The sequence below is a fragment of the Pseudomonas sp. BE134 genome (genome assembly GCF_031456105.1).
Taxonomy (GTDB): Bacteria; Pseudomonadota; Gammaproteobacteria; order Pseudomonadales; family Pseudomonadaceae; genus Aquipseudomonas.
This window is the reverse complement of the sequence record NZ_JAVDUA010000004.1, coordinates 106,650-121,042: the sequence shown is the minus strand read 5'-3', so window position 1 is coordinate 121,042 and position 14,393 is coordinate 106,650. Positions and strand designations below refer to the sequence as shown.

General features: G+C 57.9%; 13 protein-coding genes. 5 read left to right on the top strand and 8 right to left on the bottom strand.

The features are described from left to right. Window positions 1-11 precede the first annotated feature (11 nt). The 5 genes from J2Y56_RS05405 to J2Y56_RS05385 all read right to left on the bottom strand — a co-directional run bounded on the left by J2Y56_RS05405 (window position 12) and on the right by J2Y56_RS05385 (window position 5,697). Complete coding sequence (locus tag J2Y56_RS05405; protein WP_310349081.1) at window positions 12-1,280, bottom strand: hypothetical protein; 1,269 nt, start codon at window positions 1,278-1,280, stop codon at window positions 12-14. A gap of 10 nt (window positions 1,281-1,290) precedes the next feature. Further along, on the bottom strand, window positions 1,291-1,791 hold the full coding sequence (locus J2Y56_RS05400; RefSeq protein ID WP_310349078.1) for a CS1 type fimbrial major subunit: 501 nt from the start codon (window positions 1,789-1,791) through the stop codon (window positions 1,291-1,293). A gap of 4 nt (window positions 1,792-1,795) precedes the next feature. Beyond that, window positions 1,796-2,536: a hypothetical protein gene (locus J2Y56_RS05395; protein WP_007944903.1), complete on the bottom strand. Its 741-nt coding sequence runs from the start codon at window positions 2,534-2,536 to the stop codon at window positions 1,796-1,798. Window positions 2,537-2,576: 40 nt separating this feature from the next. Beyond that, entirely contained in the window at window positions 2,577-5,099 is a 2,523-nt protein-coding gene (locus tag J2Y56_RS05390; protein WP_310349075.1) for a TcfC E-set like domain-containing protein, read from the bottom strand. Between the two features lie 109 nt (window positions 5,100-5,208). Next, a complete protein-coding gene (locus tag J2Y56_RS05385; RefSeq protein ID WP_007944901.1) occupies window positions 5,209-5,697 on the bottom strand; it encodes a CS1 type fimbrial major subunit in 489 nt (162 codons plus the stop codon). 506 nt (window positions 5,698-6,203) lie between these two features. Between J2Y56_RS05385 and J2Y56_RS05380 the strand changes: the two genes are divergently transcribed. Both J2Y56_RS05380 and J2Y56_RS05375 read left to right on the top strand, forming a co-directional pair. Continuing rightward, window positions 6,204-6,782, top strand: coding sequence for a PadR family transcriptional regulator (locus tag J2Y56_RS05380; protein ID WP_007944899.1), 579 nt, complete (start codon window positions 6,204-6,206; stop codon window positions 6,780-6,782). Beyond that, window positions 6,779-7,564, top strand: coding sequence for a siderophore-interacting protein (locus J2Y56_RS05375; RefSeq protein ID WP_007944897.1), 786 nt, complete (start codon window positions 6,779-6,781; stop codon window positions 7,562-7,564). The genes J2Y56_RS05380 and J2Y56_RS05375 overlap by 4 nt, the downstream gene beginning before the upstream one ends. 96 nt (window positions 7,565-7,660) lie before the next feature. Here J2Y56_RS05375 and J2Y56_RS05370 read toward each other — a convergent pair whose 3' ends face one another. Together J2Y56_RS05370 and J2Y56_RS05365 are read right to left on the bottom strand one after the other, a co-directional pair. Next, complete coding sequence (locus J2Y56_RS05370; RefSeq protein ID WP_310349071.1) at window positions 7,661-8,317, bottom strand: Pr6Pr family membrane protein; 657 nt, start codon at window positions 8,315-8,317, stop codon at window positions 7,661-7,663. Between the two features lie 2 nt (window positions 8,318-8,319). Then, window positions 8,320-8,550 carry a VF530 family DNA-binding protein gene (locus J2Y56_RS05365; protein ID WP_007944895.1) on the bottom strand — a complete coding sequence of 77 codons (231 nt, stop codon included), beginning with the start codon at window positions 8,548-8,550 and terminating at the stop codon, window positions 8,320-8,322. Window positions 8,551-8,833: 283 nt separating this feature from the next. Between J2Y56_RS05365 and J2Y56_RS05360 the strand changes: the two genes are divergently transcribed. From J2Y56_RS05360 to J2Y56_RS05350, 3 genes are all read left to right on the top strand, one after another. Continuing rightward, on the top strand, window positions 8,834-10,216 hold the full coding sequence (locus J2Y56_RS05360) for a carbohydrate porin (protein WP_310349068.1): 1,383 nt from the start codon (window positions 8,834-8,836) through the stop codon (window positions 10,214-10,216). Between the two features lie 213 nt (window positions 10,217-10,429). Beyond that, complete coding sequence (locus J2Y56_RS05355) at window positions 10,430-12,838, top strand: glucose/quinate/shikimate family membrane-bound PQQ-dependent dehydrogenase (RefSeq protein ID WP_310349065.1); 2,409 nt, start codon at window positions 10,430-10,432, stop codon at window positions 12,836-12,838. Window positions 12,839-13,340: 502 nt separating this feature from the next. Further along, entirely contained in the window at window positions 13,341-13,718 is a 378-nt protein-coding gene (locus tag J2Y56_RS05350; protein WP_310349063.1) for a DUF6124 family protein, read from the top strand. A gap of 124 nt (window positions 13,719-13,842) precedes the next feature. Here J2Y56_RS05350 and J2Y56_RS05345 read toward each other — a convergent pair whose 3' ends face one another. Then, a complete protein-coding gene (locus J2Y56_RS05345; RefSeq protein WP_007944891.1) occupies window positions 13,843-14,028 on the bottom strand; it encodes a hypothetical protein in 186 nt (61 codons plus the stop codon). Window positions 14,029-14,393: the final 365 nt, after the last annotated feature.

The window sequence follows — 14,393 nt, the reverse complement described above, 5'->3', positions numbered from 1 at the left end:
TCACGGAGCCGCTAAACATCCGAATCCCAGATCACTGTCACGTTGCCCGAGTATTGGCGAGTCACACCTGGACGAATCATTTCGCCGACTTCAGCGGCGGGAATTTCGAAGTGCAGCGTTCCCGGTTTGCGATCCACATAAATGCCCGGTTGAAACAGTTCCGTACCACTGCCGTCAATCCGCAGCGGTAAACGACTGACCGGTTTCCCACTGGCATCGCTCAACCCATGGGGAAGGCTGACGCTGACATTCAGGGGAACAGCGTGACCGCTGACGGGTTCTCGCAGGGAACAATGCTGTCCATCCTGTGTGTACTGGCATTCGAGCTGCATTTTGAAACGTGAACTGGCGGAAAGATTGAACGTCTGGTCGCGGAACAGCCGTGTCGGTTTGCGCCCTTGCGTCAACCACGACTGCCAGCCGCCTTGCGGCACCAGCTCCACGCGGTTGCCCCCCGGTGGCACTTCCACTTTGAGGGTGTGCTGGACGTCCAGCACAAAGTTCAGGGTCAGGGTTGAGCTGCTGGGCTGCATGATGTCGCCCATGTCGAAATCCATCCCCGAACCGACGGTATAGGTCCAGTCGCCGGCATACAAACCGGAAGACATTCCCAACGGATTAGGTGTGCGCAGCTCATAGCCGATCTGCATCCTGTCGTAAGCCAGATTCGAAATGCGGTAGTTGGCGTTTGCCGCGCATTGATTCGCGGTCGGTGTTATCCAGAAAAAGGTTCTGCTGCTCGGCGCGGTATACATCCCGCCTGTTGCCTGACAGGGGGCCGGCGGTCTCCATGTCCAATCACCCCATAAGCGAGTGTGCCAGCCCTGAACAGTAGTGGGTTCGCCTTCACCCACGAGGTTTTCGGCGGTATCCGGAAGGATATAACGGCCGCCGATCGAGGCTATGCGCACCTCCAGCTCCGCATACTCTTGAGTATCGACATTCCTGACACGAAGCACCTGCCAGTGACCTGGCACGCGAAACATCGCCCCTTTGCGCGAATCAGGGTGCTTGGCTTCAATGGGCGCCACAGACACGAAGTCGATAGGCATCAGAAGTGAGAACAGACCTCTGTCGTTACAGAACTCCGGTTGCAATTGGCAATGCCCCGTCACAGGCGTTTGATTAATGAACTTGTTATCCATAGGCTTGGAGGAATCCGGTCGAAATACCGCCCTGATCTCCATGGTGGCACTCATCGCCGACTCAACACTCCATAGGCCCACCATCAAGCTCCAAACAAAAAGCCCCGCAACTCTTTCCAGTCTTTTAAGTTTCATGGTTTATCACTCAAGCACCCGGCATCACCGCATTGAAGATCAAATTGACACTGCCAAAATAATTGCCGGGCTTGTAAACCCCGTCGGCCGGCGGCATCGGGACGATTTCCAGCAAGACGCGTTTGCCGGGGGCGGCGTCGGTCAGGGACACTACTTCGCTGTCCTCGAGTTCACTCAATAACGTGCCGTTGAAAAGCACACGCAAACCAATGTCATCGGCCGGAGTGCCGTTGGACAGATACGGTCGGCCTTCAAGCCTTGCCTTGATCGAGCCCGCTTCGTTCTTGACGTCGAAATACTTGCGCAAGCCGCCGAGCGTCGACGCGGTCAGGTTCCAGGGCAGTTGCTGCTCGCGATGGATCCAGGTCGGGTCAGAGGGAATCACGTAGAACGCCTGGGTCGGGATCGTCACGAACACTTCGAACTGATGCACTTCCCTGGCGGCAAAGACCGGATGACTCGCATACGAAGCAGCAACCGCCAACAACCCTAAGATCAGTTTCCTGTTCATGGCATCAACCCTTCACGTCGAGTTTTTTGCTGCTTGCACCTTCCACCAGTGTGAACTGGTACTGGCGTCCGGCCTGTTTTTCGAAGGTAAACGTGCGACCGGCGAGAATGTGATGCTTGGTAGTCGGCTGGCAGTCCTGCTCGCTTTTAACCGAGCAATCCTTGAACTCATCGATCACCACGACCGTGTTGCCGTTGTTGCGGATCCGGTAAGTGCCCGCGCCGTTTTCGATCGCGCTGTCAAAGCGTGCCTGCTTGGGTCGTACGAAAAAAACCGCGCCGTAACCCGCCAGTACATTGACCCCGGCGGAGAGGGTTTTCTTGTAGTCGTCACGCTCTTCGCTGGAGACGGCGAACTCGTCTTCTTTCTCGGGCACCACCGGTACAAAACGCACGCGAAAATAGCGCTCTTTGTCGCGCTCACCCATAAACAGCAATCGCGTGCCCTGCATGCCGTTGGCCGGGACGATCAGTCGAGCCGGGCTGGCCATCAAGCCATCACGGGCGCTGCCATCCGTGCTGGTCTTGAGCGGCACTTCCTGCGATTTGCCGTCGGCGTCATAAAGGATTTCGAGAATGTTGACCTTCACGAATGCCGTGCTGTCGCCGCCATTGAAAACCCGTTTCAAAAAGGTACTTTTGTCACCGTCCAGATAGTCGTACACCGTGCCGATATTGATGCTCGGTGTTGCCTGCACTGCCTGGGTAATCAAACAAAAACCAAATACTGCCAACAGACGTTTCATCGTCCTTTACCTCGTTGATTAATCACGTTCTGCCGGGCCATCAACCCGCCGTTCGAGCCACAAAACTTGCATCCGCCAAGGTGTCCGGCGTGCAGCGCAAATCACCGATCATCAGCACGTTGTTTTCCGTGCGGCCATTGCTCGGGTCGAGGCGGAATTGACACAGCAATTGATCACCGTGGCGCACTTCCAGGGTCGGTGAGCCGGCGTTCATTTCCATCGAGAAAAAGCCGTCCACTTCACTCACGCCGCGACTGGCGTGGTTGATGATGTGGTGGCCCTTGAGCGGGTTGCCTTGAGGGTCGATCAAACGACCGAGTACGGTGAGGGTTCGCATGACCTTGATCTGGCGATAGCCCACACCGCCCTTGTTCAGGTGATAACTGGAACGGGCCGGCTGAATGGTCGCGGCAGGCACATGGTTGCCCTCGAAATCGAAACTGACCGAACTGCTTTTGTAGGCGGTGATCGGCACAAAATTGCGCCCGGGTTTGAGTACCGTGCTGCTGCCGCTCAAATCGTCGGCGCGCAAGGCGATGTCGGTGATGTCCGATTCGACATCGATAATCATGCCCGCACCGTTGCGGTGGTACTGGCTGGTCACGACCATTTTCTGGCCGCCGACGGCCACGGTGCTGTCCAGGTTCAGGCCACCGGTGAAGTCGTTGTTGAAGGACGAGCGCTGGACAAATCCGTCGCCGTTGACCAGGTCCGTTTGCATCGTCCCCATCGCGTTCAACCCCACGCCGTAGGTGTCGGTGAGGACCGTGGCCGAGACATTTTGCAGCAGGTGATCCTGCAGGTCTTTACGGTAGGAGATCGAAGCGTTGTTATCCCGACCGCCCTCGCGCGCGGTGCGTGAGCCGATGCTGCCGGAGAGCTGTTCACCGGGGCCGCCCAAGGCAATGTTGACGCTCAGGTCGACACCGCGGTTGCGTTCGTCATCCGAACTGATACTGCCCGGCCGATCGAACAGGGACAGTCGCCAGTTGGCATCGCTGCCGAACAGCCGGGTGCGCTGGGTCCATCCCAGATCCACTCCCGTGCCATTGGTGTTGCCCTCACTGTGGGATACCCGCGCATTGACCGAGCTTTTGCTGGTCAATCGATGGTTGATCGACAGCGAAGAGTTGCTGGTTTGCCCGACAAACACGTTTGGCTGCCGCACCCGCGTGCCATCGGGCAGGGTGTCATACAGTTTTGTGGTGTCGAGCCAGCTGCGGTTATAGCTGGCGACGAGGCTGCCGCTGCCATAGGAGTAGAGCCCCTGCACGTCAAGACCGGTGCCGTAGTCTTCGGTCTGGTAGACGTTGGCATACAGGCTGGCGTTATTGACGATCGACCAGTCGACTGACGTGCCGTATTGCAGGTTGTCGCGCACCTGACGGCCGCTCAGGCCGAGGATCACCCGCGGATGCAGCAGGTAGTTGAACGCGGCGCCAGCGGTCATGTCGCCATCGTCCTGTTCGTCCCAGTTGCTGAGCACCTTGGATTCACGGCCGGCGAAGAGGTTGTAGCGCCAGCGTTCGTCATGGTTGCGCCAATTGTTCGGCTTGTAGATCAGTTCCTGGGTGCTTGAGGTGATTTGGCCGTCTTCGATCAGCCGCACTTCCACTTCATAGATGCCACCCGGCAGCGGACGCGTGTCGAGGGTTTGCAAACCGGCGGGCACGGCCTGGGTATTGATCAGCAAACCGTCGCGGTAGATCTCCACCGACCCCTGGCGATTGGCGGTGACATAAATGGGATAAACCGCCGCCTTCGGGTTATTGAGGGCCAGACTGTCGGAACTGCCATACATCACGCCCAGCGCCGTGTCGGGGCTGGTGCCAAAGGTATTCGGCTGGCGGGTCAGGCCTTCGGACGAGGGCGTGAAAAGACCCAGGCGCAGAAAGTTGCCTTCAAGTTCGCGTTGGGTGAACAGCTCATTCACGGAGTGGTAGAGCGTGTTATCGATGCCGCCCAGTCGTGACAACTGAACGTTGACGGCTTGAGTCCAGTTACCCAGGCTGCTGCTGGCTTCCAGCCCGTAACGGCCGCCGAGGTCCTGGTTCTGGCCACCGTTGAGGTTCAACTGGTTGCGCACGATCAAACCGGTGCTGCCCCCTTCGGGCAACGTGTAGTAATGCTGCGCTTGCTCGTCACGCTCGGCATTTTGCGTGGCGATCGACAGCAGCGAGTTTTCCAGACTGTAATGCACCGCCAGAAGCTGCTCAGGACACTTGGCCTCGCAACCGCCCAGCGCCACACCTTGTTTCAGCCAGGCCGACCAAGTGTCGCGCTCGCCGGGCTTGATCGTACTGTCACTGACGTCAGTGAAGTCAACCAGGGTGATGCGATCGTCGCGGGATAACACCACCATCGCCTCACCAAGAAATTGTTGGTCAAGTTCCACGCGCACGGCCAATGGCACGTCAAAGAAGTGCTCTTCGAACTCGGTCGGCAACCCTTTGGCCTGCGCCAGCAAACTTCGAGGTGTAGTGCCGTTATCCGCTGGCGCGGCGATCGCGGTTGCGCAGAAAAAAAGGGCAAGCGCCGTCGCGATGGGAGTCATCGGGAACATGAACGGGATACTCTGAAGATAAGTGCGTTAAAACCCGATCGACAGGCAGTGACTACCTATCGACCGGTCGGCGTTGACGAATAAGGACAAGCCTTAATTCATAACCGTATTACTGGACGCGCGGGATGGCATCGAAGACCACGACTGGATTGGCCGTGTAAACACCCGTCTGAGCGGCGGTCGGCTTGGCAGCGGCAACCACCAGATCAGCTCGCATGCCGCCGTTGGATTCGGTATCGCCGACCACTTCTTGAGACACACCGGTCAAGGTTACGCCGTTGAAGGAGTAGGTCAGCGCGATGTTGTTATTACCGTTGAACAGAGGTTGAGGACCACCTTCTACATAAGCATTGACCGAACCGTTAGTGTGGCGGATATCGTAAGTCGCACGCAGCGGGTCCAAGGTGCCGGCCACCAGGTTGTAGGCCATTTTTTCATCTTTACCGAAGTCAGGATTCACCGGTTGGGCGTGGAATACCTGGGTTGGGATAGTGGCGGTGATATTGATGGTCGTGCTCGCGTCATACTCAGCGAACGCCAGCGAAGAACTGAGGGTCAGGAGAGTCATCGGAACGGCGATTGCAAACTTCTTGAACATTATTGAGTACCTGTCTTTTCAAAGGATTGGGCGCGGGAAAGTTAGAACAAGCGAATACCATACAGTGAGGCGATGCTGAATTCGCTTAACTTTCAACGCCAGAGAATGATCGGCCAATCGCCAGAGAAAGTAAGTACGTAAGTTCCGAAGCACATGTAGTAACAATGACTTTCTAACAGCAGGAAAAAAGACAGAAAAACACTAATTACGCTGTATAGCCCTCAGATAAATACTACACACAGTTCTAGCTAAAAAGACACACAGACGATAAACCATCAACTTTCCGTAAGATCAATACTACTAACACACTCAAAGCCCCATGATAAGTATAGAAACTTACAGAGTTAGTTTTATTACTCTAAAAGAGTGACATTCTTGTCCGTCCAATCCTCACGTGCTGCTTCCCTTCAGGCCCTCCTCGACCCTCGACCGTTCGTCCAGCTCCCTTGCTTTCGCCTTAAGATATATCTTAAGTTGTATCTAAACACGACGAGAGAAGACACAAAATGAGAGACCATCATTCCCATCGAGAGCACAACGACAACCGCGATGGCTTCGAAAAACGCCCAAGCCCCGGCCGTGAACGCGGCGGACGCGGACCACGGGTGTTCGCCCCCGGCGACCTGAAACTACTGCTGTTGGCACTGATCGCCGAACAGCCCTGCCATGGCTATGACCTGATTCGCCAGATCGAAAGCATGTTCGACGGCGCGTACAGCCCCAGCCCTGGCGTGATCTACCCGACCCTGACCTTTCTTGAAGAAAGTGAAATGATTCTGGGCGACGCCGAGGGCGGCAAAAAACGCTACAGCGTCACCGACGCCGGACGTCTGTCGCTGACCGAGCAAGCCATTGCGCTGGACGGCGTGCGAATGCGCATCGAAGTCAGCAAGCGCTCGCTACGCGGTCATGACCGTCCGGCCGAGATCCACGAGGCGGTGCACAACTTGCGTCACGCCTTGCAGATGCATCACGGGCGCTGGAGCCCGGAAGAAATCCTGCGGGTCCGCGACCTGCTCAACAACACTGCAAAAGCCATTGTCGACGGCCCTGCCGTTCAACCTTTTCAGGAGAAAGCCGAATGACTGAAGTGATCGTGCAATCCATCCACCGAGTCATGCATGAGATCAAACGCCGGCGCCTGGAAGTATTGCGCGTGGTAGACCTGACGCCGCGCATGCGCCGGATCACCTTGGGCGGGCCGGAATTGGCCGGCTTCGTCAGCCTCGGCACCGACGACCACGTCAAACTGCTGTTCCCGCAAAACGCGGCGGAACAAGCGGCGCTGGAAACCTTGGTGCTCGGCGCGGGCAAAGACAACGGGCCGATACCGACGATGCGCGATTACACACCGCGTCGCTACGACCTCGACACCCTGGAACTGGACATCGATTTCGTGTTGCACGGCGACGGCCCTGCCTCAACCTGGGCCGAGCAAGCCAGGCCAGGTCAGTTCCTGCACATCGGCGGACCACGCGGCTCGATGATCGTGCCGGACATGTTCGACAGCTACCTGCTGATCGGCGACGAAACCGCCCTGCCCGCCATCGCCCGGCGGCTTGAAGGACTCGCGGCGAATCGCCGTGCGCTGGTGATTGTGGAAGTGGAGAACGGCGCCGAGCAGCAGCTTCTGGAAAGCGCGGCGCAGATCGATGTTATCTGGGTACTGCGCGAAGGGGGCAAGGACAACCTGCTGACCACCGTCAAGCAACTGCAAGTGCCGAGCGGCAATCTGTACGCGTGGATAGCGACCGAGAGCAAGGTGTCGCGGCAGATACGTCGGGTATTGCTCGATGAGCACAATCTGAATGAGCAGTTCGTCAAAGCCGTCGGCTACTGGCGGCTGGATGACAGCGAAGAGGAGTGACAGGCCCCAAGGCCCCTTCGCGAGCAGGCTCACTCCCACAGTTAATCGCGGTCTAATGTGGGAGCGAGCCTGCTCGCGATGGCGATAGCTCAGCCGCTACAAACCTGAAGTATTTACACGTCGTCCAAGCCACTGATCCAGCCCGATCAACACAAGAGCAATGAGAATAAACCCCGCCAACAATCCCCCCGCATTCACAAACACCTGTGGATAACCCAGCTTGTCGACATCCATGAATGGATAGGGATAAACCGCCAGCTGATGCCCACGCCACAACACAAACGCGAAGTACACCAGTGGATAAATGACCCACAGGCCAACGTGACGTACCTGTAACGTGCCTTTGGGCACACACACCCACCAATACGCCAGAAACAGCAGCGGCGTGATGTCGTGCATCAACTCGTCAGCCAGAAACTGCCAGCCTTCGGGATGCCATAAATGTCGCAGCAACACGCTGTACGCCAGCCCCACCACGGTGATGCTCACGGCAATCGCGCTGCTGACCCACGGTTTTAGAAAAAAGCGTCGCGCCGCTGATTCGCGGGATGTCCACTCACAGGTCAATACCGTCGCCACCAACGTGTTGGTCAGCACCGTGAAATAACTGAAAAAGCTCACCACTCCACCGATCAGACTGGCTTCCAGGCTCCAGCGCGAATAGAGAATCAAGTACAGCTGAATGGCCAGTCCGAACCAGCCCAGCAGCGCCGCAACGGCAACAAAGCGACGCCTCGCAGCCGAGCCCGGCATGTTCAGACCGGTCGCTTGGTGCGCATCAATTTGACGTACAAGCGCTCGACCTTTTCCCGGGCCCACGGGGTTTTACGCAGGAACGTCAGGCTCGACTTGATGCTCGGGTCGCTCTTGAAGCAGCGGATATCAATGCGTTCGGCCAGCCCCGACCATTCGTAATGTTCAACCAGGGCGTTGAGGATCTGTTCCAGCGTCACGCCGTGCAGCGGGTTGTTGTTCTGTTCGGTCATGCAGGGCCTTCGAGCGATGTAAGGAGTGGGAAGCCGCGCACCTTAGCCGAGGGTGTGATCGGGTGGAAGCGCTCTGTGCGCTATCTCTTACTGTAGGCGACCTTGATAAGACTGGCGCCCGGCACTGTTACCGAATCTGAAATGAACCATGTCAGTAAAAGCCCTTTCTCTATTTGTAACAGAACATTATCCTTGCGCCCGCCAAGCTGAAACGCTTCCGCACACTGCTTCACGCCTGCTGCAATCCGTTTTATTTCCTGAAAAAGACCCGAATTTCTTCTCTATGCCTTACTTTCAAACTTCGCGAGACAGCGCTGTCTGCACGACTGTTGCCAGCCGAAAATTCCTGGCCCTGATCGGTGGGTTCGCCACACTGGGCCTCGCCACCTGCACCCACGCGGCTCCCGCTTTCAATAGCGAGTCACCGTGGATGCTCGGCGACTGGAACGGCACACGTACTGAACTCGCGGAAAAAGGCTACGACTTCAATGTCGATTACACCGGCGAAATGGGCAGCAATCTGCACGGTGGCTACGACCACGACCGCACCGCGCGCTACAGCGACCAGTTCGCCTTCGGCACACACCTGGACTTGCAGAAAATCCTCGATTGGGACGATGCCGAATTTCAGCTGACCATCACCGAACGCAATGGCAATAACATCAGCAACGACCGCATCAACGATCCGCGTGTGGGCGGCTTTACCTCGGCCCAGGAAGTGTGGGGCCGTGGACAGACCTGGCGCCTGACGCAGATGTGGTATCAGCAGAAATTCTTCGATCAGCAACTCGACATCAAGGTCGGTCGCTTCGGTGAAGGCGAAGACTTCAACAGCTTCCCCTGCGACTTCCAGAACCTGGCGTTCTGTGGCTCTCAGGTCGGTAACTGGGTCGGTGGCATCTGGTACAACTGGCCCGTCAGCCAGTGGGCGATGCGGGTCAAATATCACCTCACACCGCAGTTGTATGCGCAGGTCGGCGCCTATGAGCAAAACCCGTCGAACCTGGATCGCGACAATGGCTTCAAGCTCAGCGGCAGCGGCACCCAGGGCGCGATTTTGCCGGTGGAACTGGTGTGGTCGCCGAAGGTTCATGACCTGCCCGGCGAATACCGCGTCGGCTATTACTACAGCAACGCCAACGCCACCGATGTCTACAAGGACAACAACGGCCAGCCTGCCGCGCTGAGTGGCGAGGCGTATCGCAGTGCATCGAGCAAGCACGGCGAGTGGCTGGTTATTCAGCAGCAAGTGACCAACATCGCCAGCGATCACTCCCGTGGCTTGAACGTGTTTGCCAACGCCACGATGCACGACAAGAAGACCAACGCCATCGACAACTACGTTCAGGCTGGCGTGGTCTACAAAGGCTGGTTCGATGCGCGCGCCAAAGACGACATCGGCTTCGCCCTGGCCCGGGTTCACGTCAACCCGGCCTATCGAAAAAACGCCGAAGCGACCAATCAGGCGCACGCCGTTTACGACTACGACGACCCGTCGTTCCTGCCACCGCAAGACACCGAATACAGCGCCGAACTCTATTACGGCGTGCACGTGACGAACTGGCTGACCGTGCGCCCGAACCTGCAATACATCCGCCACCCCGGTGGCGTGGACCAGGTCGATGACGCACTGATTGGCGGGATCAAGATCACCTCGTCTTTCTGAAGCAAACACAAAACCTGTGGGAGCGAGCCTGCTCGCGATAGCGATATATCAATCGACATCAATGTTGAATGTTAAGCCGCCATCGCGAGCAGGCTCGCTCCCACAAGGGACTGCACCAACCGAACACTTTTTTATATGAACCATGCCCGCACAGGATCGTCATCTACAGTGACCTTGCACGGGACAACTTGAAACGTCACGGAGAACCACACTATGAGCACTGATGGTGCTTTGAGTCGAAGCCGCCTGTTACCGACCCTGCTCGGCATCCTGCTTCTGCTAATGGGCCTGGCCATGTTGGCAGGCGGGATCAAGCTGAGCATGCTCGGCGGCTCGCTGTATTACCTGCTGGCCGGTATCGGCCTGACGCTGACCGGCGTGCTGCTGATACTCGCCCGCCGCGCCGCGTTGGGCCTGTACGCACTGGTGCTGTTCGCCAGCACCGTGTGGGCTTTGTGGGAAGTCGGCCTCGATTGGTGGCAACTGGTGCCGCGCCTGGCGATGTTGTTTGCGCTGGGCCTGGTCATGCTGCTGCCGTGGTTCCGTCGTCCGCTGCTGCGCGAAGGCGCTGCCCCGATCGGCACCGGCGCCTTGAGCGTCGCCGTGGTAGTGGCAGGCGTGGCCGCGTTGGCCAGCCAGTTCACCAACCCCGGTGAAATCAAAGGCCAACTGGACCGCGACAGCGTGCCGGGCATGACCAACACCGCACCGGCCATGCCCGACGGTGACTGGAACTCCTACGGCCGCAGCGCTCATGGCGATCGTTACTCGCCCCTGGCGCAGATCACTCCAGAAAACGTTCACAAGCTGGTTCCGGCCTGGACCTACCGTACCGGCGACCTGCCGGGCCCGAACGATCCGGGCGAGACCACCGCAGAAAACACCCCGTTGAAAGTCAACGGCATGCTCTATGTGTGCACGCCGCACAGCCAGGTGATCGCGCTGGATCCGGACACGGGCAAGGAAATCTGGCGTTTCGATCCGAAGCTCTCCACGCAAAACGCGGCGAACTTCAAGGGTTGGGCACACATGACCTGCCGTGGCGTGTCGTATCACGATGACGCCGCCTACGCCTCCGAGCAAAGCCCGACCGGCAGCGCCAGCGCCGCCGTCGAGAATGCCTGCCCACGCCGTATCTTCCTGCCAACCGCCGACACCCGCCTGATCGCCCTCAACGCCGACACCGGCAAGATGTGCGAAGACTTCGGCGACAAGGGCCAGGTTGATCTGCGCGCCAACATTGGCGGCTTCACGGCCGGCGGTTACTACTCCACCTCGCCTCCAGCGGTCACCAAAGACCTGGTGGTGATTGGCGGTCACGTCACCGATAACGTGTCCACCGACGAGCCAAGCGGCGTGATCCGCGCGTTCGACGTGCACACCGGCAAACTGGTGTGGAACTGGGACAGCGGCAAGCCGGACGACACCACACCGATTGCCGAAGGCCAGACCTACACCCGCAACTCGCCGAACATGTGGTCCATGTTCGCCGTCGATGAAAAACTCGGCATGCTCTACCTGCCGATGGGCAACCAGACCCCGGACCAGTTCGGTGGCGATCGCACCCCTGAATCGGAACTGCACGCCGCCGGCCTGACCGCGCTGGACATCGCCACCGGTAAAGTGCGCTGGCACTTCCAGTTCACCCACCATGACCTGTGGGACATGGACGTCGGCGGCCAGCCCACCCTGATGGACCTGAAAACCGCTGACGGCGTGAAGCCGGCGGTGCTGGCGTCCACCAAGCAAGGCAGCATTTACGTGCTGGACCGCAGCACCGGCGAAGCCATCGTGCCGATCAACGAAGTGCCGGTGCCACAAGGCGCTGTCGCCGGGGATCACACCTCGCCAACCCAACCCAAGTCCGACCTCAACCTGATGCCGCCTCCACTGCAAGAACGCGACATGTGGGGCGTCACACCGTTTGATCAACTGATCTGCCGGATCGACTTCAAATCCATGCGCTACGACGGCCCGTTCACGCCGCCATCGCTGCAAGGCTCCATCGTTTACCCAGGCAACTTCGGCGTGTTCGACTGGGGCGGTATCTCGGTTGACCCGGTGCGTCAGATTGCTTTCGTGAACCCGAGCTACATGGCGTTCAAATCGAAGATGATCCCGGCCGCCGAAATCGCCGCCCAAGGCCCGCGCAAAAGCGAGACCGAAGGCGTACAGCCAAACAAAGGCGCACCTTATGGCGTCGTCCTCGAAGCCCTGCTGTCGCCAATGGGCCTGCCGTGCCAGGCGCCGGCCTGGGGCTACGTGGCAGCGGTTGACCTGACCAACGCCAAAGTCCTGTGGAAACACAAGAACGGCACCGTGCGCGACAGCTCACCGGTTCCGATCCCGTTGAGCATGGGCGTACCGAGCCTGGGTGGCACCTTCACTACAGCTTCTGGCGTTGGCTTCCTGAGCGGCACTCTGGACCAGTACCTGCGCGCCTACGACGTGAAAAACGGCAAGCAGCTGTGGGAAGGACGCCTGCCGGCCGGCGCGCAAACCACACCGATGACCTACACCGGCAAGGACGGCAAGCAATACGTGCTGGTTGTTGCGGGCGGTCACGGATCGCTGGGCACCAAGCAAGGTGACTACGTGATTGCTTACAAACTGTCCGAGTAAGATTTAGCGGCGGTTAAAGCAAAGGCGACGCCTGCGAGGGGGTCGCCTTTTTTGTGGCCACTGGATTTCCCGCCACACCACCCGTCCCCTGTGGGAGCGAGCCTGCTCGCGAAAGCGGTGTGCCAGCCACCATTCATGTTGAATGTTAAACAGCCTTCGCGAGCAGGCTCGCTCCCACAATTTGATCGAGGTCGGCCTGAAAATTCGGTGGATGTCCTACAGCCGTGGCGATTTTTGAGGAGGATTCCGACAGGTACTGTCGGTTGTTGTGTCAGAAGGCCAAGAGCTAGGCTTTGCCCGTCGCTGCAAATTCAGCGACCGGGTTTGGTCGCCCAGGTTTAGAATGGCGCACTTTTCGTGCTTGCTTCATGGCGAGCTGTGCGTGGGAGGGCTTCGGCCCTGCCGGGTTCCATTCCCTGGTCGACCAACCCGCGTACGGTTTGCCACCCAACTGCTTGGTCGCAGTCGTGGCGAACTCTCTACCTTCGAATGGAGCTTCACCATGATCAAAGAAACACCAAATCCCCCGGAAACCGACGACGTTTCCCCCTACGAATCCATCGATTCCAAAAAATTCCACGACGCCGCCGAGCGCGCACTGAATCACTACCTCAATCCCGCCGCGCTCAAATCACCGCCCACCCGCAAACCCAGCACGATGTTCATGCTCGCACCGGATCTCAAAGACGAAGACCTGTTGGCCCACACCTGCGAATCGCTGGCCCAGGCCAGTGTGATGGCCAGCAACTTCGCCGCTTATCTGGAAGGCCCGCATCGCAACACCGCCATGGCGATCCAGCAGATCGTCATGCTGGCCGAACTGGCGGTGAACCGGATGCTGGATAACCTGGAATTGCCGAAAGCTACGCCACACCGCTAATCCCTCAGCAGCATTTACCATTCAAGATCATGGGCACTTGCAGTTGAAGGCAGGGTAAAAGATGAAAAAGGGGCAGACTTCACAGTCCGCCCCCGGCTTTCCAACAAGACTTGATCTCAAACCCTCAAAACCGCGAAACACTGCGCATCGCATCCACCAGATACCGCATCGCAATCCGGTCGCTCTCCGACAGCTCTCGATACCTTTCCAACAACTTCATTTCGTCTGGATTGAGTCGGCGCCTTCGCCGGCCGCTTGCCAGGCAAGGTAAGAGGCCTAACATTTCGGTGATGCCTTGTACTTTCGTCATCGACGATGTCCTTTTATACGTTCGAGAAAACTTCAAAAACCGCATCGCCCTCTCCTTTTTGTTTGTCGCCGGCCTTAAGGGCAGAAGCCGGTCATGAGCACAGGATAGAAACTATCCGCGCGCTGAAAAGCGGTTTTTAGAGTAATTAGTCAAAAAAAGCAGAAATGCCCTATAAATCAGAAAGTACTGTCGGAAAAATTAACCGAAATGTCTTGTTTCATTGCCGCACTGCCAAAGTGCTACCAATCATTTTTTGTCAGCAACCGAACGGTTTAAGCTAATTGGCATCTCTTTAAAGTCCGTTGCGTTTGGTCGAAGGCATGTCCGAACCGTTATTTTTGATCCAGCACGTGCCAGGAACGGCG

Coding starts and splice junctions, on each gene's coding strand:
- J2Y56_RS05385 (WP_007944901.1), bottom strand. CDS start 5,697: ATGTTCAAGAAGTTTGCAATCGCCGTTCCGATGACTCTCCTGACCCTC.
- J2Y56_RS05405 (WP_310349081.1), bottom strand. CDS start 1,280: ATGAAACTTAAAAGACTGGAAAGAGTTGCGGGGCTTTTTGTTTGGAGC.
- J2Y56_RS05390 (WP_310349075.1), bottom strand. CDS start 5,099: ATGTTCCCGATGACTCCCATCGCGACGGCGCTTGCCCTTTTTTTCTGC.
- J2Y56_RS05375 (WP_007944897.1), top strand. CDS start 6,779: ATGACTGAAGTGATCGTGCAATCCATCCACCGAGTCATGCATGAGATC.
- J2Y56_RS05360 (WP_310349068.1), top strand. CDS start 8,834: ATGCCTTACTTTCAAACTTCGCGAGACAGCGCTGTCTGCACGACTGTT.
- J2Y56_RS05380 (WP_007944899.1), top strand. CDS start 6,204: ATGAGAGACCATCATTCCCATCGAGAGCACAACGACAACCGCGATGGC.
- J2Y56_RS05345 (WP_007944891.1), bottom strand. CDS start 14,028: ATGACGAAAGTACAAGGCATCACCGAAATGTTAGGCCTCTTACCTTGC.
- J2Y56_RS05350 (WP_310349063.1), top strand. CDS start 13,341: ATGATCAAAGAAACACCAAATCCCCCGGAAACCGACGACGTTTCCCCC.
- J2Y56_RS05370 (WP_310349071.1), bottom strand. CDS start 8,317: ATGCCGGGCTCGGCTGCGAGGCGTCGCTTTGTTGCCGTTGCGGCGCTG.
- J2Y56_RS05395 (WP_007944903.1), bottom strand. CDS start 2,536: ATGAAACGTCTGTTGGCAGTATTTGGTTTTTGTTTGATTACCCAGGCA.
- J2Y56_RS05355 (WP_310349065.1), top strand. CDS start 10,430: ATGAGCACTGATGGTGCTTTGAGTCGAAGCCGCCTGTTACCGACCCTG.
- J2Y56_RS05365 (WP_007944895.1), bottom strand. CDS start 8,550: ATGACCGAACAGAACAACAACCCGCTGCACGGCGTGACGCTGGAACAG.
- J2Y56_RS05400 (WP_310349078.1), bottom strand. CDS start 1,791: ATGAACAGGAAACTGATCTTAGGGTTGTTGGCGGTTGCTGCTTCGTAT.